This is a genomic window from Niallia taxi (assembly GCF_004005475.1).
GTDB classification, from domain to species: domain Bacteria; phylum Bacillota; class Bacilli; order Bacillales; family Cytobacillaceae; genus Niallia; species Niallia taxi.
Genome location: NZ_RZTZ01000013.1, coordinates 1 through 25,655, shown reverse-complemented (window position 1 = coordinate 25,655; position 25,655 = coordinate 1). Strand labels below are relative to the sequence as shown.

The 25,655-nt window shown below is 37.3% G+C and carries 30 protein-coding genes and 1 riboswitch; of the genes, 6 read left to right on the top strand and 24 right to left on the bottom strand.

Translation table 11 applies throughout. The annotated features are described in order from the left end of the window. Nucleotides 1-10: 10 nt before the first annotated feature. The 3 genes from EM808_RS22325 to EM808_RS22315 form a co-directional block, all read right to left on the bottom strand. Nucleotides 11-643: a YesL family protein gene (locus EM808_RS22325; protein ID WP_164849746.1), complete on the bottom strand. Its 633-nt coding sequence runs from the start codon at nt 641-643 to the stop codon at nt 11-13. 350 nt (nt 644-993) lie between these two features. Next, nucleotides 994-1,950 carry a magnesium/cobalt transporter CorA gene (gene corA / locus EM808_RS22320; protein ID WP_127740937.1) on the bottom strand — a complete coding sequence of 319 codons (957 nt, stop codon included), beginning with the start codon at nt 1,948-1,950 and terminating at the stop codon, nt 994-996. A 266-nt stretch (nt 1,951-2,216) separates the two neighbouring features. After that, on the bottom strand, nt 2,217-2,873 hold the full coding sequence (locus tag EM808_RS22315) for a M50 family metallopeptidase (protein ID WP_164849745.1): 657 nt from the start codon (nt 2,871-2,873) through the stop codon (nt 2,217-2,219). Between the two features lie 203 nt (nt 2,874-3,076). On the opposite strand from EM808_RS22315, the gene EM808_RS22310 reads away from it, so the two are divergent. Continuing rightward, a complete protein-coding gene (locus EM808_RS22310) occupies nt 3,077-3,775 on the top strand; it encodes a DUF1796 family putative cysteine peptidase (RefSeq protein ID WP_127740933.1) in 699 nt (232 codons plus the stop codon). Between the two features lie 66 nt (nt 3,776-3,841). Here the strand turns inward: EM808_RS22310 and EM808_RS22305 are convergent, their stop codons facing one another. The 5 genes from EM808_RS22305 to EM808_RS22285 form a co-directional block, all read right to left on the bottom strand. Then, entirely contained in the window at nt 3,842-4,327 is a 486-nt protein-coding gene (locus tag EM808_RS22305) for a CBO0543 family protein (protein ID WP_127740931.1), read from the bottom strand. Nucleotides 4,328-4,332: 5 nt separating this feature from the next. Beyond that, entirely contained in the window at nt 4,333-4,806 is a 474-nt protein-coding gene (locus EM808_RS22300) for a CBO0543 family protein (RefSeq protein ID WP_235856687.1), read from the bottom strand. A 158-nt stretch (nt 4,807-4,964) separates the two neighbouring features. Then, nucleotides 4,965-5,666, bottom strand: coding sequence for an N-acetylmuramoyl-L-alanine amidase (locus tag EM808_RS22295; RefSeq protein ID WP_164849744.1), 702 nt, complete (start codon nt 5,664-5,666; stop codon nt 4,965-4,967). 256 nt (nt 5,667-5,922) lie between these two features. Continuing rightward, a complete protein-coding gene (locus EM808_RS22290; RefSeq protein WP_127740925.1) occupies nt 5,923-6,429 on the bottom strand; it encodes a hypothetical protein in 507 nt (168 codons plus the stop codon). After that, on the bottom strand, nt 6,426-6,899 hold the full coding sequence (locus EM808_RS22285) for a hypothetical protein (protein WP_127740923.1): 474 nt from the start codon (nt 6,897-6,899) through the stop codon (nt 6,426-6,428). Before EM808_RS22285 ends, EM808_RS22290 begins: the two co-directional genes overlap by 4 nt. A gap of 158 nt (nt 6,900-7,057) precedes the next feature. Here EM808_RS22285 and EM808_RS22280 point away from each other — a divergent pair, with 158 nt between their 5' ends. From EM808_RS22280 to EM808_RS22270, 3 genes are all read left to right on the top strand, one after another. Then, complete coding sequence (locus EM808_RS22280) at nt 7,058-8,323, top strand: glycoside hydrolase domain-containing protein (RefSeq protein WP_164849743.1); 1,266 nt, start codon at nt 7,058-7,060, stop codon at nt 8,321-8,323. A 308-nt stretch (nt 8,324-8,631) separates the two neighbouring features. After that, a complete protein-coding gene (locus EM808_RS22275; RefSeq protein ID WP_127740919.1) occupies nt 8,632-8,916 on the top strand; it encodes a hypothetical protein in 285 nt (94 codons plus the stop codon). 145 nt (nt 8,917-9,061) lie between these two features. Beyond that, complete coding sequence (locus tag EM808_RS22270; protein ID WP_127740917.1) at nt 9,062-9,409, top strand: hypothetical protein; 348 nt, start codon at nt 9,062-9,064, stop codon at nt 9,407-9,409. Nucleotides 9,410-9,421: 12 nt separating this feature from the next. On the opposite strand, the gene EM808_RS22265 is transcribed toward EM808_RS22270, so the two are convergent. From EM808_RS22265 to EM808_RS22225, 9 genes are all read right to left on the bottom strand, one after another. Continuing rightward, nucleotides 9,422-9,724, bottom strand: coding sequence for a Parvovirus coat protein VP1-like protein (locus EM808_RS22265; protein ID WP_127740915.1), 303 nt, complete (start codon nt 9,722-9,724; stop codon nt 9,422-9,424). A 141-nt stretch (nt 9,725-9,865) separates the two neighbouring features. Continuing rightward, nucleotides 9,866-10,399 (bottom strand): TroA family protein, encoded by a 534-nt coding sequence (locus EM808_RS22260; RefSeq protein ID WP_127740913.1) that lies wholly within the window; start codon nt 10,397-10,399, stop codon nt 9,866-9,868. Continuing rightward, entirely contained in the window at nt 10,389-10,769 is a 381-nt protein-coding gene (locus EM808_RS22255; protein ID WP_127740911.1) for a hypothetical protein, read from the bottom strand. Before EM808_RS22255 ends, EM808_RS22260 begins: the two co-directional genes overlap by 11 nt. Nucleotides 10,770-10,962: 193 nt before the next feature. Further along, nucleotides 10,963-11,685: a 7-carboxy-7-deazaguanine synthase QueE gene (queE, locus tag EM808_RS22250; RefSeq protein ID WP_127740909.1), complete on the bottom strand. Its 723-nt coding sequence runs from the start codon at nt 11,683-11,685 to the stop codon at nt 10,963-10,965. After that, nucleotides 11,682-12,164: a 6-carboxytetrahydropterin synthase QueD gene (gene queD, locus EM808_RS22245; protein WP_127740907.1), complete on the bottom strand. Its 483-nt coding sequence runs from the start codon at nt 12,162-12,164 to the stop codon at nt 11,682-11,684. The genes queE and queD overlap by 4 nt, the downstream gene beginning before the upstream one ends. Before the next feature lie 2 nt (nt 12,165-12,166). Further along, on the bottom strand, nt 12,167-12,829 hold the full coding sequence (gene queC / locus EM808_RS22240; RefSeq protein ID WP_127740905.1) for a 7-cyano-7-deazaguanine synthase QueC: 663 nt from the start codon (nt 12,827-12,829) through the stop codon (nt 12,167-12,169). 274 nt (nt 12,830-13,103) lie between these two features. Further along, nucleotides 13,104-13,487, bottom strand: coding sequence for a ribosomal maturation YjgA family protein (locus EM808_RS22235; protein ID WP_127740903.1), 384 nt, complete (start codon nt 13,485-13,487; stop codon nt 13,104-13,106). A gap of 81 nt (nt 13,488-13,568) precedes the next feature. Beyond that, nucleotides 13,569-13,733 carry a Fur-regulated basic protein FbpA gene (locus tag EM808_RS22230; RefSeq protein ID WP_127740901.1) on the bottom strand — a complete coding sequence of 55 codons (165 nt, stop codon included), beginning with the start codon at nt 13,731-13,733 and terminating at the stop codon, nt 13,569-13,571. A 116-nt stretch (nt 13,734-13,849) separates the two neighbouring features. Continuing rightward, a riboswitch (SAM riboswitch) is annotated at nt 13,850-13,968 on the bottom strand. A 55-nt stretch (nt 13,969-14,023) separates the two neighbouring features. Then, entirely contained in the window at nt 14,024-15,076 is a 1,053-nt protein-coding gene (locus EM808_RS22225) for an EAL domain-containing protein (RefSeq protein WP_127740899.1), read from the bottom strand. Between the two features lie 218 nt (nt 15,077-15,294). Here EM808_RS22225 and EM808_RS22220 point away from each other — a divergent pair, with 218 nt between their 5' ends. Next, complete coding sequence (locus EM808_RS22220) at nt 15,295-16,794, top strand: FAD-dependent oxidoreductase (RefSeq protein WP_127740897.1); 1,500 nt, start codon at nt 15,295-15,297, stop codon at nt 16,792-16,794. Nucleotides 16,795-16,837: 43 nt separating this feature from the next. On the opposite strand, the gene EM808_RS22215 is transcribed toward EM808_RS22220, so the two are convergent. The 6 genes from EM808_RS22215 to EM808_RS22190 all read right to left on the bottom strand — a co-directional run bounded on the left by EM808_RS22215 (nt 16,838) and on the right by EM808_RS22190 (nt 23,052). Continuing rightward, entirely contained in the window at nt 16,838-17,557 is a 720-nt protein-coding gene (locus EM808_RS22215; protein ID WP_235856686.1) for an MBL fold metallo-hydrolase, read from the bottom strand. A gap of 121 nt (nt 17,558-17,678) precedes the next feature. Beyond that, nucleotides 17,679-19,553 carry a molecular chaperone HtpG gene (htpG, locus tag EM808_RS22210; protein ID WP_127741148.1) on the bottom strand — a complete coding sequence of 625 codons (1,875 nt, stop codon included), beginning with the start codon at nt 19,551-19,553 and terminating at the stop codon, nt 17,679-17,681. 170 nt (nt 19,554-19,723) lie between these two features. After that, nucleotides 19,724-21,286: a catalase gene (locus tag EM808_RS22205; protein WP_182103307.1), complete on the bottom strand. Its 1,563-nt coding sequence runs from the start codon at nt 21,284-21,286 to the stop codon at nt 19,724-19,726. Between the two features lie 104 nt (nt 21,287-21,390). Then, a complete protein-coding gene (locus tag EM808_RS22200; protein ID WP_127740893.1) occupies nt 21,391-21,804 on the bottom strand; it encodes a GNAT family N-acetyltransferase in 414 nt (137 codons plus the stop codon). 153 nt (nt 21,805-21,957) lie between these two features. After that, on the bottom strand, nt 21,958-22,719 hold the full coding sequence (locus EM808_RS22195; RefSeq protein WP_127740891.1) for a DUF1048 domain-containing protein: 762 nt from the start codon (nt 22,717-22,719) through the stop codon (nt 21,958-21,960). Nucleotides 22,720-22,734: 15 nt separating this feature from the next. Further along, nucleotides 22,735-23,052 carry a PadR family transcriptional regulator gene (locus EM808_RS22190; protein WP_127740889.1) on the bottom strand — a complete coding sequence of 106 codons (318 nt, stop codon included), beginning with the start codon at nt 23,050-23,052 and terminating at the stop codon, nt 22,735-22,737. A gap of 190 nt (nt 23,053-23,242) precedes the next feature. On the opposite strand from EM808_RS22190, the gene EM808_RS22185 reads away from it, so the two are divergent. Beyond that, nucleotides 23,243-23,749, top strand: a complete 507-nt coding sequence (locus tag EM808_RS22185; protein WP_127740887.1) for a hypothetical protein — start codon at nt 23,243-23,245, stop codon at nt 23,747-23,749. Nucleotides 23,750-23,785: 36 nt separating this feature from the next. On the opposite strand, the gene EM808_RS22180 is transcribed toward EM808_RS22185, so the two are convergent. Then, nucleotides 23,786-25,192, bottom strand: coding sequence for an amino acid permease (locus EM808_RS22180; protein WP_127740885.1), 1,407 nt, complete (start codon nt 25,190-25,192; stop codon nt 23,786-23,788). Between the last annotated feature and the right edge of the window lie 463 nt (nt 25,193-25,655).

The window sequence follows — 25,655 nt, the reverse complement described above, 5'->3', positions numbered from 1 at the left end:
ACCTTAAAAATTATTGGCGGGCCTCTTGGTTGCCTGTTTGGCTGCTGATGCTTTGGAAGGCTTTAAGTGCAAATGCAGTCGTTATTACTGCAAACAAACTGCCGCTAAAGAAAATAATGACGGTAACATGAAGCAAGCTGACGAAAATGGCACCAATACCGCCCGCCACTAAGCCAAGTGTATGAAATGGCTTTGAGAAGCCGATAAGAAAAGCATACTTAAAGGTGCTGACCAAGGGAATATCATAGTGCACGTACACGGGAAATACAAATAATAGCAGCACAGTGAACACAAGCAGCAGGCTTAATAAAATAATGGCCATAACGGACGTTTCTTCGTTCATAGATTCTATGATTTTGAAGTCCACATAAAAAATAGCCGCTAAGCCAAGCAGGATAAATCCAAGCAAATTTGCTTTCCGAAATTCCTGTTTAAATGCGGCAAAAAAGCTGGAGAAAATGCGGATGTCTGTGTTACCAAGCAGCCATTGTCTCGATACACTGTACATAGCAACAGTAGATGGTCCAATCCCAAATACAACCAAACCACAAAGTGTAAACAGTCCCCATAGTAGATTAAGATAAGCAAGCCTTGTTACCCATTCACAAAATCGGTAAATCCCATTCGCGACAAAATGATACATTGTGCTACCTCCCATATTTCATTAGTTTTGAAGCGCTTTCAAAAATATGTAATTTTCTGCTTTCTTTTAGTGTAATGAAAAATGGTGGCATAAGTGTGCAAAATAACAGATATTAGTGTATAAAAAACAGTGATTTATAGATTACTTGCATCGCTTCCTCTCTATTGCTAGTAAGGTTTGTACGGTTATATTATATAGTAAATCTACCATTTTTTGAAAGCTGTTCAAAAGAATATAGGGAAATAAACCCATAGATCGTCCGCGTTTTCTTCGATTTTTGCATGCTTCTCTTCCATGCTTATAAAAAAAAGATGCCTGCAATAATGTGCGAAGGCATCATCCATACTCTGTTATTTAAACCAGCCCTTCCTTCTAAACCACAATATCATCATTACTCCCATTGCAGCCATGAAGGCAAGAGAAATATAATAGCCATAATGCCAGGTTAATTCTGGCATATGCTTAAAGTTCATTCCATAAATACCAGCAATGAATGTTAATGGGGAAAATATCGAGGTAATGATGGTGAGCACCTTCATCACATTATTTGTTTGATGGGAGTTCAAAGACAAATAGCTGTCGCGTATATCTGCCGTCATTTCTCTGTTTGACATCACCATCTCTGAGAGCTTTAACAAGTGATCATAAATATCGGAAAAATACTCTCTACGTTCCTTAATTCCGCCTAAATGATGAGAGTTAAGCATCCGGTATAATAAATCACGCATCGGGTGCACAGTATGCCTTAAATTCAGCAGCATATACCTTACATCAAAAAGCTCCTCCATTAAATCGTTCATCGAAATATTTTGCGTATTATCTTCAATCTTATCAAGTTCATCCTCTAAGCTGTAAATAAGCGGAAAATAATTATCAACAATCTTATCAAGTATATGATAAAACACATAATATGGATCCCATTTTTCGGCATGCTGATGGGATAATAAATTGCTCCACACCTGCGAAACTTCCATTGTCGGTGAGAAATGGAAGGTGACAATGGAAGCATCACCAACAAACATATCAAGCTCTTCTTTTACGATTTCTTTCTCCTCAATGCGTAAAATATGTGTGACATAAAAGGCATGATTTTCATAATAATCAAGCTTTGGTCGCTGTAAACGGTGAATGCAGTCCTCCACAGCAAGTGGATGAAAATGAAATGTTTCAGTAAGATGTGTGATTTCATCCTCTGTCGGTTCACTAAAATCAACCCAGTACCATTTAAACTTACCTATATCGACATTATTTAAGGAACTACTTCCTTCTAATTTATTTTCATAGGTAATGCCAATAATCTGAATCATAAAAAACAGCTCCTTCGTCTGAACAGTTCCCGTTATGCTTATCGTTCCCGACAGTCGAATTTTCATGAAAGTTAATATTCGATTTAGCTGATTGGCTGATTATAGAAAAGGGTTATAAAAGGCATAATTATGACTAAAGAAAAATGAACCTATTATAGAGATTTCTATAATAGGTTCATTTTTCTTTTGGTTAATGTTATAAGCTTGCGTCCTACAAAAAGCGAGTTTGTTCAATAGAACTTTGTTTAGTTAATAATCAGCCTATTTCATTGAATAATATGGTTAACACTTAAATAGCTAAAAAACAATGCTTGACTAAAAAACAGAAAGCCCCAAATAAAAGCAGGGATGATTTTTGTCATTTCGGCAAGGCTTGTTGCATCTCCGGCCCTTTTCGGCCTTTTAATGCTCAAATAAAGGATTGTAAAAGCACTTTTAATGGATTCAGCAAACAAAATACATGTAAGGAGCTGGAGGATATGAACCTTTAGCATTGCGCTTCCGTAAATCGAAAGCCATAGAAAAACGCTGCTTGCACAAACAATCCAAATAAAACCATAAAGATTTCTAATCCACAAAACTAATGCTGTTAAGCACAAACCTATATAAATAAATAACAGCATGCGATATGCTCCTATTGTTATCATCCAAATAGAAAAAAAGGAGAACGCAGATGCAAACACATACCCTGACAGTGTTGTGATGAATCTTGAAAACCAATTAGCATGCATAGTAAAGGCAAGGCCCTCTGTATTTGCGAACAAGTGTATTTTTTTGACTTTTCCTCCACAAATAATCGCCATTACTCCATGCCCAATTTCATGGATCAATGTTTGTATGACCGCAACATACTTTCCTAGTATGGGGATATGCAGAAGAATGACTGCGGCAAGTAAATATATTAGAAAGCTAGTTAATGTCAAGATTGTTCCTCCTATATTAATAATATCTATGTTTCCTGAAATAAATTGTACTCCCTTAGCATTATAGCCGCTGATTCTTAATAAATCCTAAAATCTTTAGTATTTTTGTGAATAATAAGCACGCTTCCTATTTTGATGCTTTGTCCAATCAAACTAGCTTTAAGCTACATTTAATAATATGAATAGCATGCAGAAGCAAAGGAATGATGATATTGAATTTACAGGAACTAAAAGGGTCCTATGATTTACTGCTTGGAATTGGCAGCTGGTGCGGACCTTCCTTGAATTTAAGAAGGCATAATTTACGGAGATTTGCCTTTCCCCTTGATTGGATGGTGTCCAACTCAGTTTCAGATGTGACTCGGTTATTTAACAACAAGTTTCAAGGCTTTATGGAATTCCCGAATCTTGTCCAAACAGAAGGAAGTTCCAGCTCTCTTGATGATGGTGTGGCAGTTATGCCCGCGCAAGGCGGGGCAGAACCAGTTAATGCACACTTTATTTATGATACCTTCTATAATATTACCTCTGTTCATGATTTCCCGATTGTCCCTAATCAAGATTGGTCTGTTCATTATCCGGCTTACAAGGAAAAGCTGCAAAAGCGTATCTCCAGCCTTTTTGAAAAGTTGGCAAGTAGCCCGAAGGTGTTGTTTATAAGATGGGGCTTCGCTACACAAGAAGAGGCAGGAGCACTTTATGATGCCATTTCACAGCTTCGTAATGGTCTTCCGTTTAATCTGTTAATTATGCAGCCAGTAAGCGGCATACAAACTGCTAGCGATATGCATTGGTCACATCCAAGTATATGTGCTGTCCAAGTGCCTTTAGAGGAGCCTAATAATAACGCAATTTGGGACGAGGTATACAGCGGACTGTCTGTTACTAGTTACTGGTTATAAACAAAACAAAGCTTTATAGCGATATTGCTATAAAGCTTTGTTTTGTTTATCCTCTTATTTTCTTCACTACTTCATTGCTTTTTCTGTAACCATCCCTTTTTGAAACCAGCACGCAACAATTCTCAGGATTACTAACATCATAATACTGGAACAAAAGCCTAACAGCCAATTCCAATGCAGATATTCTACTAAGGAGGTTGTCCTTTCAACGACAACACTATATGTCGGAATGATGAGCCCGAATACCAAAAAGTGGACCATTACCCTTAATTTATTCGTGCCTTGCGGATAATGAAGGATAAATAACATTCCTATAGTTGGGAAAATCATATAATGAAGCGAAAAACTTAAATCGGTGGCGAATGGAAATTCTCTATAGGGAAATTTGACGAGATGCAGTTTAATTTGAATGAATTCATAAACCCATGCAATGGACTGTGAGCACAGAAAAACCATTTGGGCTAATCGTTTATTGCTTTTTCGGAAATAGCGAAATAATACTATAAGTGCAGCTGCCCATAAAAGGAGTAATATCCAAGCTTCTTTTTGCATGGTTTTCACCCTAATCCTTTTTTAAACCATTGATAGTAAATATGACTTAAAAATAATACAAATATAACACTTGAGTAGCTCCAATACCATTGCCATTGATGATATTCTACCAACTTTGTATACCGTTCAAGCATAAATTCTATGGCGGTGAAAAAACCGGCAATCAGAAGATAATATAATACTTGAAACAGAAGTTTTTTTGTTTCTGGATAATGAAAATTAAAAAGTATGGCTGTTAATGGAAACAAAAAAAACTCAAAATATATACTCGACTTATAATCATGATTATCATCTGGGAGTAATTGGATGGGGTATTCAATCCATTTCATTTCTACAACCAACAAACCTGTCGGCCATGTGATGAATTGGATAACCAAATATAAAATGAAGGCATCCCTCGCTTTTTCTTTCGGGATGAATCTCCATGCAATGATGATACTAATAACGAGTATGCTGGCTAAAATGAATCGATCCACCACCAAAAACAATCACCTCAAATGCTTTGCATACTGTTAGCTTACCCAATAAGTTAAAACCTAGTATCTTGTTTATTATAAATACAACCCCCTGGATTTGGCAGGGGGTTGTATTTAACTTTTCTGTTGTTTAAACAGCTGAGCCTATGATTCTCTAATGACTATTTAATCCGAATTGTTTGGCCAATACTAAGCTTTGATGGATTTACATTTGGATTAAGCTTCTCTAAAGTTCCATGATCGATGTTTAATCTTTCTTCAATATCCCAAAGTGTATCTCCTGATTTAATTTTGTAGGTTGAAACGGCTGCTTTTTTCTTTAGATTGAAGGCTCTTTCAAGTCCTTTAACATGGCCTGCTGCAACGGCATTAAGAAATTCATCGTTTTTCAAAAGGGCCGCATCCTTGCGTGTGTCGATAAATAAGCTTTCTGTTAAAATGGCGTCCATATTAGACTCACGTAATACATGCAGATCGGATGCTTTTGTACCTCTGTCTACGATGTTGTAAGCTGCTAACTCATCCATAATAGCATTATGAATGGTCGCATGAATTTTGCCTGTTCTGCTTGAAATAGCAAGTGTATTGTAGCGGTAGTCCTCATACCCTGTTCCGCTGCCTGCATTGATATGAACCGATAATAAAAAGTCTGCATTCCAATTATTAGCAGCATTTGTACGTTGATTGAGCGATAATGTTTTATCTGTCGTGCGGCTCATCCGCACCTCAACATCTTCATAACCTTGAAGCAAGCTTTGAATCTTTTTGGCGATTGTTAAAGTCAAATCCTTTTCCAGTAATCCATTTCCAACAGCTCCAGAATCAGTTCCACCATGCCCTGGATCAATAAAAATTTTTGTCATACTAACCATCTCCTTTATAGAACTAGTGAGTATGAACCGTCTAAAAGGTAAATATAGTTATAAAGACTCTTTCCTTTCATCGGTCAACTAATATCAGTGTATGGAGACCAGATGATTTTCGTGACAAATGGTAGTACTGACTTCTTGTCGGGAGAAATACAGTTGCTTACGGCATATTTTTAGTTGAGTTAGAAAGTTATTTTTTTTCGACATTTAAACATAAATAATTAATAAATACAATTGAATTGGACTTCATTTATTGTTCATTTGCTTCACTTTTTTGTTCCTCTTTTTTTATGTATGCATACAGAAAAGCTGTCACTGTTTGAATCACTAAGAATACCGGGATGGAATGAATGAGCTTGTAGCCGTTTTGCAATGTGATGATATGCAGGATAGTAAACACAAATTGGGCACCAATTCCGATACCAACCCATCCAACTATGTAAAGCAAGCTCATGACACCTCTTATCTTCAATACCTCATAAAAGTAATTAAAGCAGTAGCCGAAAGGGACAAACAACAGATAATAAACCAAATCAAACAGTTCAAAATGATTTGTATCATTGACCTTGTAGTAATCAAGCTGACCGCCACCAATACTGAAATCAAACAGAACACCAATGGTAAACCCCCACACAATGCTTAATACAGTCAATTCTGTTGATAATCTCTTGGGCAATATTGCCATGATGGCATAGGAAACACCGATAAAAATAAGCAATGCTATTTCATTCGTATCAAAAGTTCCAATTAGTGTCATGTCATATTACCCTCTTTTTGTATAGTTGCTACATAAACATAATGGATGACTAAAACTGCACAAAAATATAAAACGAAATATAGATAGTCAAAAATAAGATTCCAATGCTTCATTTCGATAATCTCGCCTGCTAATGCAAGCAAAATAAACACAAATAAACAGAAAGCACCACCAAAGGTGACAAGGATTGTTTTCAGCCTCGTCGTGTTTTTCAGAATGATGTTTATATAGATAATTGCAGCTAAGGGAACGATGACACTGCGAAAAATTAAAAAAGATAGATAGTCACCCGTACTTTTTGAGATGGATACCAAAATAAGCTCCTCGTAAATAATCCAGTTCCAATGAATACTTATGACAAGCATAATTAAAAAAATAATCATATTTTCAGCCTTAGAAATTACTTTTGGTTGGATATAGAATATGGCTGCAAACAGCCAAGCGAAATAGAAAAAAATAACAAAGAACATACTTCTCACCCACTAAGCATTTTTTTTAGCTTTTCCGCACCTTGCTTTTGCTATACAGCCACTAAGAAACTACACCTATTCTTCTATCAGACAAGCCCGAACAAATGGTTGCAATTCAACATATTGTAATTAAGAGGACTAAAGGAAGGTGTGATACGATGGATTGGAAAAAATATTTAATCATTGCAACTTCAGCTTTCTTAATTATTTTATTAGGCATCGGAGCATTCTTGTATTCAAATTCAAAGCCCACAGCTGTCGCTGACAGTACTGATGCCACTGGCAATGTTAGCACAGAAAATCAGTCTGACCAACAAAACGCAGAACAAACCAGCGCGAACTTATCTGTTACGAATAACATTCAAAACAATGTAAGCGGTGAAGCGAAGGCAGACATTGAGAGTTCGATTAAAAATGAAGTAGACAATCAAGATGCAGACATTCAAAATAGTTTAACAAACTCTATCAGCGATCAAGCAGAAGTGACACTTACAAATAAACTTGAAAGTCTTTTAAACGGTACGTTGACTGGTTCTTTGAATAATAGTATTAATAATGAGGTAAATGGCAACGGACAAACTAAAATCGAAAATAATTTAATCAATAACATCCAGCTTCATGTTAATGTAGACGTGATAAATGATATTACAACAACTGGCAAGGAGCCTTCACAGGAGGCTACTGATAGTAGCAATGAAAATTCTTCTGAAGAGGAGCAAGCATCCGAAGAAGAAGCAACTAATGAAAACAATAATTCCTCCGAGGAAAAGCCTGTTTATATATGGGGAATTGATTCAGCTAGTGAAACAACAGAAGAGTTTTATCAATGTGTTAACGAGAACTTTGGGAACCCAAAAATTGTGGCACGCTATTTAGGTCATAATGAAGGCGTTTCAGCAGGCTTAACAAGTGCACAGATTGACTTAATACATGAAAATGATGCAGATGTTTTGCTTATCCACAATGGCTTTAATGACGCTACAGGATATGACAATGGTGTAAATGAAGCAAAGGAGGCAATTGATCTGGCCAATGAATTAGGAACACCTGATGGGGTTGCTATATTTGCAGATATTGAGCCGACATACCCTGTTGATGCTGCCTTTATTGAAGGCTGGTATGATGAAATGAATGCGTCTAACTTTGAGCCAGGCATCTATGGCGTTTTTGACAGCGGCAGTGAATTAGTGAATACGTTCAACCAAGCTTCTAAGAACAAACAGGAAATAAAGGATAACACATTTATTTGGTCAGCATCACCAAGTATTGGCGTAACAACGGAAGAAAATGCACCTGACTTTGATGTGGATGCACCAGAAGGCTCATTGGCATATGGCTGGCAGTATGGAATCGATGCAGAAACATGCAATATTGATACTAATTTGTTTAACAGTAAATTAACAGACGTGTTGTGGAGTCCTTAAAAAAACTGGCAAGAAATAAAATGGCGCAGCTTTTTCTGCGTATTCCTTGCTTCGTATGAAATTAAAATACTCTCAACATTTTGGCTAATTTTAAAAAAAGAATAGACGATTGAACGGAATTAATATAAGCTACGAAAGGTGCGTCTTTTCTCATAAAAGGAACAAAGAAAATACAATAGAATGGGCACCTTCTTTTCACGACCATTATGGACGAGAGAAATATGGTCATTAGTCTTTAGATGCATGTGAATCATCTCCCTTCTGATTATAATGAGAAGGGAGATCGAAAAAAATAAGGGAGGGAAAATATGAGAGCTTATTTAATTATTACACAAATTGTTTATGTGCTATGCCTTATACCTTGGCTGCCTATTTGGGGGCTTTCATTCATGAGCTTTGACGGTGGTTTCAGCTTTTATAATATTCTATTTGTCATTATCATTAGTTTATATCCAGTTGCCGTTATTGCTTGTACGATTCTTTCCTGGATATTCAGGAAAAAAAGAAAAACAGCAGCAATTATCATTAACCTGATACCGATGCTGTGGGTAGTTGGCTTAACACTCGTTTTATTTACATTTAGGTTCTCCTAAAAGGGTCTTGCTTAAGACCCTTTTTTTTATGTATTTACAGTTGTTTCGGTCTAGTACTTCCTTCCAAACAACCTCAGACTGTCATAAGGATAGGTAACACATTTTAGTACATACTATCCATACAAATAGTTACGGGAGGAAGACAATGAATAATTTCTTAGGAGCTATGCTGGCAAAAGCAAAAAATACCTTTATGCAGAGTGCAGAAACTGCTCAAATTCAACAAGAAGCCACTGTTTCTGTCATCGAGCTTGCAGAATTTATTGAAAAACATGTTGATGCCAATATGGTTAGCCAGTTTTTATTAGGAGACTTTTATTATTTTTATGAGTTACAGGCAGAAGGAATCAATTATTACTTAGAGAAAAAACATGATTATATCCTGCATCTGGATGCTTCCATAGAGGATCAAATCCTTGTTTCCTATCGTTCTTATCGCGACAAGGAACATATACAGGAGTTGTTTTCGTTTCCTTCCGCCCAAAAGCAATGACCGTTAACACTGTTATCTGCGACGATGAGACCTTTTTTGCTTCGGACAATTCATATCTGTCCGCAATTTCATAAAGCCAGAAATAAGTCTTGCTGTACTGCCTTCATGCGTCCTTTCGGCCGTTTTCCTTTGAACACATTCAATTAACTGCTTGTCACATCTGCAGCTAGAGCCGAATCGTGCTACACAGTCGTCATGCTGCTTGCAGCATGAATCCACATAGTTTATTGGTGCACCAGGACCACTGCAGCCAGGTCCACAATAGCGATAGCCTCCTGGCAGGCAAAATCCTCTGCTTCGTTTCGTCCTTTTCATTTTTTCACCTTCCATAAAAGCTTCTATTAACATATTATGGATTTAGAAAAAAAAAGCATGGTTTAAAACCTAAAACACAAAAAAATCACTTATGATTTGTTGTATAGCCGTTTAGCATACAAGCATCATAAGTGATTTTTTTTATTGTTTTTGGAAAATAGTAGATATAATTTTGTTTGTTGACATGGAGCTGTCAATTTTATAAGAGCCTGGCTTCAAGTATTTTTCAACGCCTTTTTTCTCTACTTCTTTAGAGAATTCAAAGCCGCTCATTTTGATGATGTCAGCATCCTTCAATGCATTACCAACATCAATACTTGTCATTCCGTTTGAAACGTAAATGGCAGTGCGGTACACTACATCACCATTGCTCTCTTTACCTTCACTTGCTTTTTCTTCTGCAGCATCGACTTTTTTCTGCCAATCTGATTCTGCTTTCTCAGCGGCTTCCTTTGTTTGAACTACATATCCGGAGGATGAAAGTATATCTTGCATCTCTTCGACAGTCGGTGTTGTTTCAACACCTTCTGTACTCTCCTCTGTTGCAGTCGTATTTGTAGCTGTCGTTTCTGCTGCTTTTGGTGCATCCTCTTTTGTGACAAAATAAGCAACGCTGCTGACTGCTGCTGCTAATAGTAAACCTGCTGCAAAACTGCTGATGATACTAGGCTTCATTTACAACAGGTCTCCTTTCGTCCTTCTCCATCATAAAAGGAGCAAGCATTTTTTCCACTTGTTCTACTGGAAGCTTCTTTTGGCCAGCAATACTTTCAATAGAATATTTGCGGCGATGCAAATCTAAAACTTCTCTTAATTTAACGCGATCAGCTGAAGATAAACGTACGCCAGTTTCTTTTTCAATAATCTCTATATCGAGCTCTAGATTGCGCACTTGTGTTTGCAGCTGTGTTAATTCTTCTGTCACAGAAAGGTGAATCATATCGATTTCCCTTTGTTCTGCTTTAGCTGTTCTTCGGCTTCTGATTGTTGAAGCAATCAACAGCAACAGTGCTGCACCAAATAAAATGGCTAATGTCCATTCCATTACTATCAGATCCTCCCTCTTGTTAGAATCTACTATTCTAAAAGTCTATTATACATGCTTTTTTGATATTTTTCGATTATATTCTACAAAATTCCTCCGTTAGTAAGATAAGATTATCCATTAAAAAGGAATTTAGGCTTGATATATAGGTATTTTCAACCTGTATATATGGATAAAAAAGGATATTTATGGTCTAAACGCCTCTTTTATTTCCCCACACTAAAGCATGAAGCTGTGGAAGAACACGTACAGCATTCATTTCTTTTGTATTCATGGTTATATCAATAAGCCATTCATACTTTGCTAAAAGCTTTTGAAGCAATTCTTCATTATTGCCATTTGTAATATCATCATTTCCGACCTGCAAATAAAATGGTACCTGAGGGTAACGCTTATGCACTAGCTTCGCATATTCGTAATCAGCCTCATTAAATACAACTACCTTTAAACTGAACACATTATTTTTTTCTGTTAGCCTCTCAATGATATCATCTAAAATGGTGAAATTAGTATTCATACCAGAGCTTGGCGGCTTAGGTGAAATCGTCAAATCATCAATTTGCCAGAACCAATCCTGCCATTTGCTTCCTTGTGTTTCCAATGCCAATTGGATCTTCTTTTTCTTAGCCAATTCAATAAAATGGATAAGATTTGTCAGGAGCGCTGGATTGCCACCTGAAATAGTGACATGGTCAAAGCAATCTCCACCTATTTCATAAAGTCGTTCCCAAATCTCCTCCGCTGTCATAAGGACGATGTCATCCTTGCCAGTGCCATCCCACGTAAAAGCAGAATCACACCATGAGCAGCGGTAATCGCACCCGGCAGTGCGGATAAACATTGTTTTTCGGCCGACAACCATTCCTTCTCCTTGTATTGTCGGTCCGAAAATTTCAAGCACCGGTATTTTGCTCATCCCATCCATTCCCTTCTTGCTTCTGCAAAACTCGTTGGTGTTTCATAAAGCTTTATATATTCCACTCTTAATTGCTGAATGTCATTGTTGTATTGCTTTAATTCAAGCTTCAATTTTTCATACATCCACACGACCATATTTTCTGCGGTTGTATTCATGCTTGGAAGTGTTTCATTTAAGTAGCGATGGTCCAAATAAATTTCGATTTTATCCTTCCAAATGCTTTTTAAGTCACCAAAATCGATAACAAGTCCGATTTCATTCGTCAATCCGCTTACTGCTAAAATAACTTTATAAGTGTGCCCATGAAGGTTTTTGCATTTTCCTTCATAGCAATGAAGATGATGTGCTGCATCAAAAGTGAATTCCTTTGAAATCAATACTCTTTTTTGGTGGTAGTTCAGCTCTTCTTTTTTTATGTCTTTGCCGAATTTCTGCAGGTTTTCCACGATTCTAAAGCCGAAGAAGTTTGTATCCATTCTTAGTTCGCTTCCTTTTCTTGAAGATATTTATCTAATCCAGCCTTTCTCAAAACACAAGACGGACATTGCCCGCAGCCATCCCCAATAACACCTTCATAGCATGTTAATGTTTTTTCTCTCACATAATCAAGTCTGCCTAATTCGTCAGCAAGCTTCCACGTTTCCGCTTTATCAAGCCACATTAATGGTGTATGAATAACAAATGAAGTATCCATTGCCAAATTAAGCGTTACATTAAGTGATTTAACAAAAGAATCACGGCAATCTGGATATCCACTGAAGTCTGTTTCACAAACGCCTGTAATAATATGCTTTGCGCCAATTTGGCTTGCCAATATAGAAGCAAAGGATAAGAAAACAAGATTTCTTCCTGGAACAAACGTAGAAGGAAGCTCCCCGTTTTCTCCTTCTTTGACTTCGATATCACTTCTTGTTAGAGCATTTGGTGCCAATTGATTTAATAATTCCATATCTAAAAGATGGTGCTTTACACCAAGCTCACCAGCAATATCAATCGCACATTGAATTTCTGCCTTATGCCGTTGGTTATAATTAAAGGTAACAACCTCTACCTCTTTAAATGTTTCCAACGCCCAGAACAAACATGTCGTGCTGTCTTGTCCGCCACTAAAAACTACAACTGCTTTTTCATCTCTTAACATACTAAATTACTCCCTTTCTACCAAACCGCAACAAGGATATTTATTATTGTTGCATCAAAAATAAACGTATCTTAGCCTATTCATAAAAAAAAGCAGCACTCCAAGAGAGAAGTGCTGCTTCTTCTTAGTTTTTTTAAAGAGGGGGGCTAGAACCTCTCAATCTTAAATTATCGGCATAAATGCCTAGAACTGTTAAAAACTCAACCATTATTATAACGTAAATACAGGAAAACACAAATAATTAAATTAATGGCCGTTTTTTATGAAGCAGGTGTTAGCCAGTTTTTCTTTTTAATAGAAAATTATCTGCACAAAAGGCAATTACTATCCCGATTGTATACCGGACTAAATCAATCCATAAAAACCCTTTTCCTAAAATAAGTCCACCGATTAATGTACTGCGTATATTTACTATCCAATTTGCTTGATACGCTTGGCTAAATTCAATGAAGCAGCAAAACAAAAGAGGATAAAGGATTGCGGGCAGTTTTTTATCATTAGTTAAGATCAGCTTACAACCAAAGTAAATCATACTCGCCCACACGGCATCACCAAGATGAACCTGTAATATTTTCGGGTAAATGCTTGTATATCTCGATGACAAGCCAATAAGTATACAAACAAAAACTGCTGCTATATAAATTGCTGCTCTTTTCATTCCCGCACCAGCCTTTTTGTTGTCGCTATCTATTTTACACAACACAGCCTAAATAACACAACAATATCCCTATCCTTGATTTCAGTTACCCTGATTGCAGGCTGCTTGTGCATACACTTCCTCTAGCTCTGTTATCGTAAGTTCAAACAAATGTAAAGCTTCTTTTTTATATATACCAAGTGCTATTAGCTTTTCTATCAAGTCATCTTTTTCATCCTGAAATGATGGTGTTTGTTCAAAGTCCATTATTTTGCCTCCTGTAAAACTCATCCTAGTCTTGTATAGGGAGGAAATAAAAAATCCTCTTCTTGACAGAAGAGGATTTTTTATTACATATAATGCATTGTCGTATGCATTTCTTCCTCTTATCTGTAAGACCGAATAATTCGCGTCCTTGGAATTGGCACAGTTTTCATCAAAAATGATGAATCCGCTGCCGAGGTTTCAATGGGCCAGTTCCCTCCACCTCTCTGGATAAGTTTTTGAAATATAATATTTGGATTTATTTAAACATATAGAATGATAAATGTCAACACTTAAGACTTTTGGAGCATTGAACCCTGCAATTCCAAGTCAGTCATTGGAACAGCTAACGGCTTTGCAAACAGATATCCTTGAAATAAGTCATATCCCATGTCCTTTAGGAAGTGATAATCATCGATATGCTCGACACCCTCTGCTAGGGCAAGTGCGCCAATTGCATGACTTCTTTGTAATACGGCTAGAGCTACCTCTTGCTTCTGTTTGTCCTTGCTGACACCATTAACATAATCTATCGCAAGCTTTACTACATCTGGGTCAAGCAGCTCCAACTTATCAACGTGATTGTACCCTGTGCCAACATCATCAAGCGCATATTTAAAGCCATGCTTTCGATAGTATGAAAGAATCGACTTCAAATGATCAATATTTTGCACCTCGTCTGTTTCTACTACTTCAAACACTACTTGTGAAGGCTCTACTTCTAACTCTTTGATTAAAGCAAAGGTACTTGCAAGACAATGTTCCGGTACATAGATAGCGGTAGGTATAAAATTAATGAAAATCAACTTATCTTTAACAATGCCAGCATTTCTGACAGATTGGAGACGACAAGCGCGATCTAATGAAAAAACTCTATTTCTAACCCTGGCTGCCTCAAACAGTTTATATGGCGGAATGATAGATTCGTCTTTATTCAAGCCTCTTGACAGGAATTCATGTCCATAAATTGTTGGGATATTTTCTTCTATACGAACAATCGGCTGATAATGAGTTATAATTCTGTTTTCTGAAATTAACTCATCAATCCATGCAGTTTCCCTTTCTTTTGCAAACAGATGAATCGGCTTTTTGTTGTTTTCATTTTTTGCTGGATTAAATACCTCTGCTTCGACTGCTTCAATTCCATATTCACCTAAATGAACTGCTGCATAATCGACAAATGAAAAAAAGACAGGCTCTAACAGCCAAACCGTTGTATTGTCTACCAATTTATATTCATCTGCAGAGCTTTCCTTGAGATAGTCTAGGAGCAGTGTCATGGAATGTGCATCTGGAAAATAAACACTATAGCCCTTTGCTCTTGGAACACATACATCACAAACCAAAATTGTTTCCCCCACTTCGTTCTTTACGTCTAGATGTTTATCATTCATTTTCCCTATATTTTTAACGAGTAAACATAGTTTTAGTACTATTTTACTATAATTTAGTTTGACAATGTAGGCAAGATTTGCGACTTTTTCTTATTATTTTTTGGATTAACTGTTTTTTATTTCCTCTGCTGGGGAACATAATCTTAAACAATAAGAGGAGATGAAATTGTATGAAGGAACATCAGTCCTTATGGAGAGAGTCAGTAAAGCTACCATCCTTTTCAAAGCTTTCTAAGGATGAAGAAACAGAGGTTTGTATTGTTGGTGGAGGAATTACTGGATTGACAGCAGCTTATTTGCTCGGCAGACAGGGTCATCAAGTTATATTGCTTGAAGCAGATACATTAATGAGTGGTACAACAGGCTACACCACAGCGAAAATTACCGCACAACACGGACTAATTTATGATGAGCTGATAGAAAATATGGGATTAGAAAAAGCCAAACTATATTATGAAGCAAATAATAATGCGATGGAGTTTATAAAAGTCTTGGCAGAGCAGCTTGATATAGACTGCGAACTGGAAAAGCACGATGCGATTTTATATGCTGTTGCGGATGAATATGCAGAAAAAGTAAAGAAGGAGCATGCTGCCTATCAAAAAATCGGCATTGATTGTGAGCTAGTAACCTCTATTCCATTGCCAATTCCAATTAAAGCAGCATTAGTAATGAAAGATCAATATCAATTTCATCCATTACAGTTTTTCAAAAAGTTAATCGAGAAAATGGAAAATGTGCAAATATTTGAAAATACGACAGCTACAGATGTTGAGGAAAATCAGTCCGAAAAAGTGGCCGTAGTTACAAGAGATGGCTTTAAGGTTCATGCAGACAAGGTTATCAGTGCATCCCATTTTCCATTTTACGATGCAAATGGTTTCTACTTTGCTCGGATGTATCCGGAAAGGTCGTATATTGTCGCAGTTGAAGAAACGAATGACTATCCTGGCGGAATGTACTATAGCGCTGATACTCCTACTAGATCCCTGCGTCCTGTTACACATAATGGCAAGAACCTCATCTTAATAAGTGGTGACAGTCATAAAACAGGACAAGATGAAGATACAGCAAGGCATTATGAAGCACTTAAGGAGTTTGGAAAAAATGCTTTGAAAACAGACAAGGTTGTATACGAATGGTCGGCACAGGACTTAATTACATTAGACAAAGTTCCGTATGTTGGCTGTATTAAAAAAGGTCATGATTCTGTATTCGTGGCAACAGGTTATCGGAAGTGGGGGATGACTAACGGTGCAGCAGCAGCTCTTTTGCTTGCTGATTTGGTGTTAAACAAACAAAATCCATATGAAGAATTGTATACACCTTCCCGCTTTTATTCAGATCCAAGCTTACGCAAATTTATTAGTATTAACTTAGATGTAGCGAAGCATTTGATTGGCGGAAAGCTTAAGTCAGCTGATCAAGAAAAGGAATTATCCCTTGATGAAGCTTCCATACTCCGCATTAACGGCAAAAAAGTCGGCTGTTACAAGGACAAGGAAGGAACTGTGCATATGGTGGATACAACATGTACCCATCTTGGATGTGAGGTAGCTTGGAATAATGGGGAAAAAACCTGGGATTGCCCATGCCACGGCTCCCGCTTCTCTTTTGATGGAGATGTTTTGGAAGGACCGGCAGACGAGCCTTTAAAGAAATACCAATAAATGAAAAGGGACAGGAACCTTGAAATTTTCTGTCCCCTTTCGTTTATTTTGTTATGATTGCTTTTAATTGTTCCTTGATATTACCTGCAGCAATACCACCATGGTAGCAAATTACTGTATTAATATCATAGTGAAGAAATTTAGCTGCAGATTCTAACGCTTCTTCCATATTTAATGTATGCTGTGCAACAGGTCCGGCTAGTTTCCCGTCTATGCAAGTGAGAGCATCCCCAGCAATAAGTGTTTTCTTGTCTTTTATATAAAGGCTGACATGGCCAGGTGTGTGACCTGGTGTAGTAATGACCTCAATGCCAGGATAACCTTCAAGCTCCGCTTTATCTGTGAGGAGATGCGTTACATCCGCACTTGGAGGATTCTCATAGAATGGTTTTAAACTATCAGGTATAGATGCCCATTTTTCTGCGGTTAATTTCTCTCCGCTCAATTTAAGAAGAAGCTTTGTTCCTTCTATATACGGTTTATCCAGTTCATGTGCAAATACAGCTAACCTTTTGTTTGATGCTTCCATTAATTCTGGCAGACTACCAATATGGTCCAAATCCTGATGTGTTATTATAATGGCGGAAAGTTTCTCAAAAGGTACATCATTTTCTGCAAATGCTTCCTGCAGTGCAGCAAGCGTGCCGGGCATGCCTGTATCCACTAGAAGAGCATTCGTTTTATTCCATAATAATGTAGGGAAAATCGTGAACGAACCTAAGTTTATCTTTAATGCACGAAAATTCCATTGAGAATCCATCATATTCTCCTCCTTTTTTGGTATATTACCATTTCTATTATGCTTATAAATCCAGGTATCGTCAAAAAAGACGAGCTCTGAACAAATGACAAAAAACAGCCGGCTAAGGCTGTTTTTTCCGTTTCTATCCCATAATTTTGCAGATATTATTCGTAAATTCTACTGGATCCTCAATTGGAAGTCCTTCAATAAGCAGCGCTTGATTGTATAATAGATTTGTATACAGTGTAAGCTTATCGTTATCCTGTGCAAATGCTGTTTTTAATGATTGAAATACTTCATGGCTTGTATTAATTTCGAGCACTTTATCGGCTGTCACACCCTGGCTGTCAGGCATCGCATTAAGGATTTTTTCCATTTCAATCGTTAATTCGCCTTCTGTCGAAAGACAAACTGGATGAGATTTTAATCTTGTTGAAATCTTCACATCCTTCACCTTTCCGTTAAGGGCGTCTTTCATAAACTGCAGTAATGGTTTAACTTCTTCCTCTGTTTCTGTCGTTTCCTTATCATTCACATTAATACCAAGATCGCTTGAAGATACAGATTTGAATTCTTTGTCTTTATAGACACGAAGCATCTTAATGGCGAACTCGTCGATATCATCAGTGAAATAAAGAATTTCATAGCCTTCGTCAGCGACAAGCTCTGTTTGGGGAAGTTTATTGATTCTTTCAATAGATTCACCTGTTGCATAGTATATATACTTTTGCTCGTCTGCCATTTTGGAGACATATTCATCTAAAGAAACGAGCTTTTTCTCTTTTGAGGAATAAAACAGCAGCAAATCCTCCAGCATTTCTTTATTTGCACCAAAGTCATTATAGACTCCGAATTTCAATTGTCTGCCAAAGGATTGATAAAATGCTTCATATTTTTCCCGCTCGTCCTTTAACAGTGTTTTCAATTGGCCTTTAATTTTTTTTGTGATATTTTTTTCGATTTTTTTCAGCTGTCTGTCATGCTGAAGCATCTCTCGGGAAATATTTAAAGAAAGATCCTCTGAATCAACAAGCCCTTTTACAAAGCTAAAATAATCAGGCAGAAGATCTGCGCATTTTTCCATAATCAGAACACCGTTAGAATACAGCTCTACGCCTTTTTCATATTCCTTCGAATAATAATCAAATGGTGCCTTTTCCGGTACATACAAAATGGCATTATAGCGGATTGCTCCATCCACGCCCACATGAATATGTGTTAACGGCTTATCAAATCCATAACGTTTATCCTCGTAAAAGCGCTCATAATCTTCATCCGTAAGTTCACTTTTGTTTTTTCTCCAAATTGGCACCATACTGTTAATTGTTTGTTCTTCCACAAACTCAGCAAATTCTCCATTGTCATCTTGCTCTGGAGCAGAAACAGACACATCCATTTTAATTGGGTAACGGATAAAATCCGAGTATTTTTTTATAATTTGTTTTAAACGATATTCGTCTAAAAACTCATCATAATGGTCTTCCTCACTGTTTTCCTTTAATGTTAGCACTATTTCCGTTCCGACTTGTTCCTTGGCAGCTTCTTCGATTGTGTACCCGTCAGCACCCTTTGATTGCCATTTGTAGGCAATACTATTGTCCAGTGATTTTGAGGTAACAGTTACAACATCTGCAACCATAAAGGCAGCATAGAAACCTACACCAAATTGGCCGATAATATCATGCCCGTCCTTTAGCTCTGTTTCATTCTTAAAGGCAAGAGAACCGCTCTTTGCAATTGTCCCTAAGTTATTCTCCAGCTCTTCTTTTGTCATTCCAATGCCGCTGTCTGTTATGGTCAAAGTCCGCTTCTGTTTATCTGCTTTAATCTTTATATAGTAATCTTCTTTATGGAAGGTTATTGCATCATCTGATAATGCCCTGTAATAGATTTTATCAATGGCATCACTTGCATTAGAAATCAGTTCTCTTAAAAAAACCTCTCTTTGTGAGTAAATAGAGTTAATCATCATTTCGAGAAGCCTTTTGGATTCGGCTTTGAATTCCTTTGTTTCCATCATTAGCAAATAGCTCCTTTCAAAAGTAAGAATAAACGAATATGTAACGCCGTTAGCACTCATAGATTTCAAGTGCTAACGCTTATTTAATACCATAAATTTGGAATTTTGTCAACATATCCACAAAAAGAAACAGCCTGCTGTTATAAACACAGCAGGCTAAATCATTATTAGTAAGGATCAGAGGGATGGGACACATCCTCTGCTGTTTGCACAGCCTCTTCCATTTTATCGACTCTAGTTTCTGTTATCTTCTTGATTCCTTCTGCAATTCTTTTACCGTAATCCTCATCGCATTGTGTCAGCATTTCGACCATTTTTGCTTGTATTTCCTCACGACAAGCAGCAAGTGCGGATGATAGGTTACTGATGAGTTCATCTCTTTCAAAATCAGAAAAACGTCTGTATGTTTCTCCAGCCTGTCCGAAATTATTTTCACGAGAGATTTTTTCCCGTTTCACTTCGCCTTCCACATGCGGCTCATGCTCTTTTCCGGGATTTTCCGCTTCTTTTAAGCCGCCGATAACAGATGGCTCATAATTGATGTGCGGATTTTGGTGTTTGCCGAACTCCGTCCGGAAATCCATTTGGCCGCCTTCCTGATTTGTTGCCACATGCTTTTTCGGTTTATTGATTGGCAATTGCAGGTAGTTTGTTCCGACTCTGTGTCGCTGTGTATCAGAGTAGGAGAAGGTTCTTCCTTGAAGAAGCTTGTCATCAGAAAAGTCCATTCCATCCACGATTACACCTGTACCGAATGCAACTTGCTCTACTTCTGTAAAGTAGTTTTCCGGATTCTTGTTCAAAACCATCTTTCCGACTGGAAGCCAAGGGAAATCGTCTTTATACCAAAGCTTTGTCGGATCAAGTGGATCAAAATCCAATTCTGGATGCTCTCCATCCTCCATGATTTGTACAAATAGCTCCCATTCCGGATAATCGCCTTTTTCAATCGCTTCATATAAATCCTGTGTTGCATGGCTGTAGTTCTTTCCTTGAAGCTCATCCGCTTCTTTTTGTGTTAAGTTCTTGATGCCTTGTTTTGGCTCCCAATGGTATTTAACAAGAACACCTTTTCCTTCCTCGTTCACCCATTTATAGGCATGTACGCCAGATCCTTGCATCTGCCGGTAATTGGCAGGTATACCCCATGGTGAAAACAAGAATGTAATCATATGCATGGATTCAGGTGTTAATGCAAGGAAGTCAAACATTCTTTCCGGATCAGACAGGTTTGTAACAGGGTCTGGCTTAAAGGAATGAACCATATCTGGAAATTTCAGCGGATCACGGATAAAGAAAATTTTTATGTTGTTCCCCACTAAATCCCAGTTGCCATCCTCTGTATAAAACTTAATCGCAAATCCTCGTGGATCTCTTAACGTTTCTGGAGAATGAACACCATGGACAACTGTTGAAAAACGCACGAAAAGCGGTGTTTGTTTGCCTTTTTCTTGGAAAATTTTCGCCCTTGTATATTTGGAAATAGGTTCATCCCCGACAGTACCATATGACTCAAAATACCCGTGCGCCCCAGCACCTCTTGCGTGAACAACCCTTTCAGGGATTTTTTCACGGTCAAAGTGTGTGATTTTTTCTAAGAAATCGTAATTTTCCAGTGTTGTCGGGCCTCTGTTCCCAACCGTTCTTACATTTTGATTATCTGTTACAGGATGGCCTTGGCGATTTGTTAACATGTCTTCGCCGGTTGGCTCATTCATTTTTTCTTCCATACATTTCAACTCCTTTATATGTATAACAATATCGTTACCAAAATTAGGAGTGATATGCATATTTTAGTTGGATTTTACAATATTTTCATATGTGATTCTTATCTTTAAATTAAAATTGTCATGCCAGGAGCGTCTGTTTCTCTCTCTTGAAAGCCTAGCTTTTTATAGAAGGGATGCTTTCCCTTTGCCGAAAAAAGCTGGACTGTTTGTATGCCGCTATCCTTGCATTTTTGGATAAGCTCTTCAATCACCTTTTTGCCAAGACCTTGCCCTTGCATATCTGGGTTTACCATTACATCACAGATTAGAGACTGATAAACGCCATCTGAAATCATTCTTCCAAATGCTGTTAATATGTCATTATGATAAATAGCTGTATAATACCAGCTGTTTTTGGCAGCTTCATATAGTTGTTCTCGTGTATAATTTCCTTTTTTGTTTTGCAGCAGTCCGCTTGCTTCATGGAGTGCTGCAAACTGTTCAAATGTAGGGAGTTCATTTGTTATTTGGTAGTCCATTATTATTCTCCTCAGTACGATTGGTTATATAATATTTATACAATATTATTAATAAATATTCAATTATTAGTTTAAAAAAACACCTAATTTTAGGTGTCAAAGTGGTGGTAATATTTAAAGAAGTGTTATTTCACGTCTGCTGTCCGTTAGCAGTTAAGCTGTTTTCGCTTTTTCTTTTCTGCTTTTTATAAAGATAACCAAAAAATAAATGATTCCGAACAAGGCGAAGAGGATGGCGGAATATATTGCTTTTTCCTCATTTGTTAGTGGTAAATATTGTACTGCTAATGTAGGAACATAAATCATTAATGGAATAAAAGGTAATAAGGATTTCGACCACCATGCAAACCATGCTAAGAAGACGAATGCAACTGCTGCAACACCCAGCTTTCCAGCAAAATTATCAATTATAAGCACCGGTGTCCCTTTGTTGCCAAAGTATAAAAGCAGAACAAATGCTGAAGTGCACAGGATATTGAGTATCATGACAACAATCATCATCTTTTTTGACAGTGCTTCTGTATTTGACGCAAACTTTTTGAATGTAAGGACAAATAATAATAGCATTACTGCAACAACTAACGGCTGACCAATAATTACTGCTAATGAATAGCTTATTTCACCTAGAAGGGTGTCACCGATTAGTTTATAGGCTATGACACTTATAAACACAAGAGGAATATACTTTAACCATTCTCTATAGTCTGTTTTCATTTCGTTAGCTAAACTTTCCATATAGGCTTTTGGGGAGTCGCCTGTAATTTCTGTAATGTTTTTGCCATCCTTTTCCGCTTCTACTAGATGGTCTGTCAATTCTTCCACTATCTCATTAATTTCTGCATCCTTTTTACCGCTGGCCATTAAATATAATTGAAGATTATCGATAAATTCCTGACCCTTCGCCGATAGCTCCATAACTTACGACCTCCTTTATTTCTTGAATAATTCGTTGACACTTTTGGATAAAAGCAGCCACCTTTCCTCGAATTGCGTTAATTCACTGTAGCCTTCTGCTGTTAGTGTGTAATACTTTCTTTTCGGTCCAGATGGTGATGCTTTTGTTTCAACATGAACAAGCTTTTCTTTTTTCATTCGCAGCAGCACAGGATAGATGCTGCCTTCACTAATCATGGTAAATCCGTACGCTTCTAATCTTTCAATCATTTCATATCCATACACTTCGCCTTTTGCGATAACTGCTAATAAACAGCCTTCGAGAACGCCTTTAAGCATTTGACTTGATGACATCTGCTTCTTTCCCTTCGATCGACTAGCTATTTTGCAATGCAAGATAGCTTATGAATACAGATTATCATACACTATTTTGCATTACAAGATAGTTCGAGTAATTATTTTCCTTTTTCAACATAATTGGGCTTTTCTGCTATACATAGTGGACTTCCATTCCTTCATAAGTTGTGGTAAAGGAGGTTTTTTAGTGAAAAAAGTTATTTTTTTCTCCATTTTACCAATCATGCTTGTTTTATCTGCATGCTTCAGTGATCCTATTCAGGATGATTTAATGGACTATGTTAATAAGGAAATGCTAACAGCCTTTGAGCTGGAGGCAACTGCTGTTTCTGCCTATGATCAAGTTTCAGGTATAAACTATAGTGATGATATAACCATGTATGATGCTTTAGTATCAACTGTCATCCCGACGTACAATGAGTTTATTAAGGAATTGAATTCTGTTCCAATTGAAACAAGTGAGTTAAGGGAAATTCATGAAATTTATATAAAAGGCGCAGATCTTCAATATAATGCGTTTGTGAAAATAGTCAGGGCCCTTGAAACACAGGATCCTTTGTTGATAGAAGAGGCTAACGGTATGTTGGAAGAAGCGCGCTCCTTGCTTCGTGAATATCAAAATGAGATTGATAAGCTGGCAGAAGAGCATAATGTCGACTGGGAGGAAAAGGATAGTAGTACTTCCTCTATATGAAAAAAAAGCGAAGCATTTTTTCTGCTTCGCTTTTTATTATTTATTAGTTAGACTTTGGCTGCGGCGGACTTTTGGATAAAATAATATACCGCTTGCGAGTAGGATGACTCCGAACAGAAATGTCTTAATATCTGCTGTTCCTGCAATAATGACCCATATGGAGTAAATGGATGCAAGTATACCGATTACCATGTCTATTTTTCGGCCTTTATTATGCACATATGTTTCTCCAGTGAAGGTAAGCTTCACTTGGAACAACGAGGCAATCAAGTACGGAACAAGATATGCCAATGTAGCAATGTAAATGACAAAGTCAAATGCTTGTGAAATACTGTTTGACACAGTAGAGAAAATGAATAATTGTCCAAGTATGTTTGTCAGCACTAAAGAAAATACTGGCATGCCATGCTTGTTTTCTTTCTTAAAAGGATTTAAGAAAATCCCTTGCTTTGCAGCTTGATAAGGTATTTCCGCACTAAGCATTACCCAGCCGATTGTGGACCCAAATAAGCTGATCAGCCCGATACCAGCAAGGATTTTGCCGCCTATCGGTCCAAGCACGACCTCAATGGCATCAATCAATGGTTTTTGTGAAGAAACGAGTGCATCTTGACTTAACAGTCCCATAACCAATGTGCTTATGCCAATATAGATTGCCAGCGCAAGAAACAGTCCCAAAATCGTAGCACGTTTCACATCCATTTTCTTTTTGGCTCTGCCTGCAAACACAACGGCAGATTCAACACCAAGAAATGCCCATAGTGTCGTAACCGCTGCATTATTAACTTGTCCTAATAAACCAACTGAGTTGCCTGCAGCATCTGTTTTTACTTCAGCAAATGGCAGTATATTACTTGCTTCAAACGCAAACAGTGCAATGATTATAAACAGCAAAAAACCGACAACTTTAGCTGCAGTAGCAAGGAAGTTCAGTTTTCCTGCATTTTCAAGCCCGCGCAAAATAATAAAATGTGTTCCCCATAAAAGCAAGGTACAAACGGCGAATGTAAAGGCATTTCCGACTCTTAAAGTAAAGGATCCTGCTGTAAACAGGACAGCCTCACTAGTTAAAATAGGGAAAAACGTTGATAAATACCCGGCAAATGTTGTGATTATCGCAACATTTCCTGCAAGGTTCCCAATCCAGTATCCCCATGAGGACATAAAACCGGAAAGCAGTGACAGGTTCGACCCTTCCTTAAACAACTGCTTTGCATATATTTGCGGACCACCAGTTAATTCAGGTTTTCTTATTGCTAAATTTCCGAAGACTAAAGCTGTAACTAATACGCCTAAACCAGTTAAAACCCATGCGAGTATGACACCTGCAGGGCTTGCTACCTCTGACAGAGAGCGAGGAAGCATAAAGATTCCCGAACCGACCATATTACCGACAACAAGTGATGTCAATATAGCTAGTCCAAGTTTATTACCATTGCTCATGATGTTTGTGTTCTCTCCTTTATTGTGTAATTGCTAGTTGTAAATTGGAGATTACTTGTAAATTGTTAAAAGCTTTTACATATACTTCTACTATTTTTCCAAATTAAAATCAAAGAATACAAGCACATCCATTAGTAATTTCCATAAACGGCAATTTGGCTCTGTTTTTTCGTTAGGCCTGCCTCCGTGCCGAATTAATCAAAATACGGTGAACGGTATATATATACCATACGGTAAGAAAACTAGTGCTGTCAATAATAACTTTTACCCTGCTAAAGTACTAAAATATTCTGAATAAAAAATCACAAAGTAAATAAAATAAAGCCAGCAGAAGTCATAAAATGTACCCTATAGAGTAGACACTTAAAAAAAGTCTACCTATAGGGTATTTTTTTGTATAATTATGTAACACAACTAGAGAAACATGGAGACGGAGAAAATAATGAGTAAAAAGATTTTCACA

Bases quoted from the DNA above. Each gene is read 5' to 3' on its own strand.
- htpG (WP_127741148.1), bottom strand. From the start codon at position 19,553: ATGGAAACAAAGGAATTCAAAGCCGAATCCAAAAGGCTTCTCGAAATG.
- EM808_RS22215 (WP_235856686.1), bottom strand. From the start codon at position 17,557: ATGATGGATTCTCAATGGAATTTTCGTGCATTAAAGATAAACTTAGGT.
- EM808_RS22195 (WP_127740891.1), bottom strand. From the start codon at position 22,719: ATGGAGCTATCGGCGAAGGGTCAGGAATTTATCGATAATCTTCAATTA.
- EM808_RS22285 (WP_127740923.1), bottom strand. From the start codon at position 6,899: ATGTTCTTTGTTATTTTTTTCTATTTCGCTTGGCTGTTTGCAGCCATA.
- EM808_RS22205 (WP_182103307.1), bottom strand. From the start codon at position 21,286: ATGGAAGAAAAAATGAATGAGCCAACCGGCGAAGACATGTTAACAAAT.
- EM808_RS22295 (WP_164849744.1), bottom strand. From the start codon at position 5,666: ATGACAAAAATTTTTATTGATCCAGGGCATGGTGGAACTGATTCTGGA.
- EM808_RS22280 (WP_164849743.1), top strand. From the start codon at position 7,058: ATGGATTGGAAAAAATATTTAATCATTGCAACTTCAGCTTTCTTAATT.
- EM808_RS22275 (WP_127740919.1), top strand. From the start codon at position 8,632: ATGAGAGCTTATTTAATTATTACACAAATTGTTTATGTGCTATGCCTT.
- EM808_RS22325 (WP_164849746.1), bottom strand. From the start codon at position 643: ATGTATCATTTTGTCGCGAATGGGATTTACCGATTTTGTGAATGGGTA.
- EM808_RS22190 (WP_127740889.1), bottom strand. From the start codon at position 23,052: ATGTCATCAAGTCAAATGCTTAAAGGCGTTCTCGAAGGCTGTTTATTA.
- EM808_RS22230 (WP_127740901.1), bottom strand. From the start codon at position 13,733: ATGGACTTTGAACAAACACCATCATTTCAGGATGAAAAAGATGACTTG.
- EM808_RS22260 (WP_127740913.1), bottom strand. From the start codon at position 10,399: ATGAAGCCTAGTATCATCAGCAGTTTTGCAGCAGGTTTACTATTAGCA.
- queE (WP_127740909.1), bottom strand. From the start codon at position 11,685: ATGAGCAAAATACCGGTGCTTGAAATTTTCGGACCGACAATACAAGGA.
- EM808_RS22235 (WP_127740903.1), bottom strand. From the start codon at position 13,487: ATGAAAAGAGCAGCAATTTATATAGCAGCAGTTTTTGTTTGTATACTT.
- EM808_RS22270 (WP_127740917.1), top strand. From the start codon at position 9,062: ATGAATAATTTCTTAGGAGCTATGCTGGCAAAAGCAAAAAATACCTTT.
- queD (WP_127740907.1), bottom strand. From the start codon at position 12,164: ATGGATACAAACTTCTTCGGCTTTAGAATCGTGGAAAACCTGCAGAAA.
- corA (WP_127740937.1), bottom strand. From the start codon at position 1,950: ATGATTCAGATTATTGGCATTACCTATGAAAATAAATTAGAAGGAAGT.
- EM808_RS22255 (WP_127740911.1), bottom strand. From the start codon at position 10,769: ATGGAATGGACATTAGCCATTTTATTTGGTGCAGCACTGTTGCTGTTG.
- EM808_RS22290 (WP_127740925.1), bottom strand. From the start codon at position 6,429: ATGACACTAATTGGAACTTTTGATACGAATGAAATAGCATTGCTTATT.
- EM808_RS22220 (WP_127740897.1), top strand. From the start codon at position 15,295: ATGAAGGAACATCAGTCCTTATGGAGAGAGTCAGTAAAGCTACCATCC.
- EM808_RS22310 (WP_127740933.1), top strand. From the start codon at position 3,077: ATGATGATATTGAATTTACAGGAACTAAAAGGGTCCTATGATTTACTG.
- EM808_RS22265 (WP_127740915.1), bottom strand. From the start codon at position 9,724: ATGAAAAGGACGAAACGAAGCAGAGGATTTTGCCTGCCAGGAGGCTAT.
- EM808_RS22305 (WP_127740931.1), bottom strand. From the start codon at position 4,327: ATGCAAAAAGAAGCTTGGATATTACTCCTTTTATGGGCAGCTGCACTT.
- EM808_RS22200 (WP_127740893.1), bottom strand. From the start codon at position 21,804: ATGGACTACCAAATAACAAATGAACTCCCTACATTTGAACAGTTTGCA.
- EM808_RS22180 (WP_127740885.1), bottom strand. From the start codon at position 25,192: ATGAGCAATGGTAATAAACTTGGACTAGCTATATTGACATCACTTGTT.
- queC (WP_127740905.1), bottom strand. From the start codon at position 12,829: ATGTTAAGAGATGAAAAAGCAGTTGTAGTTTTTAGTGGCGGACAAGAC.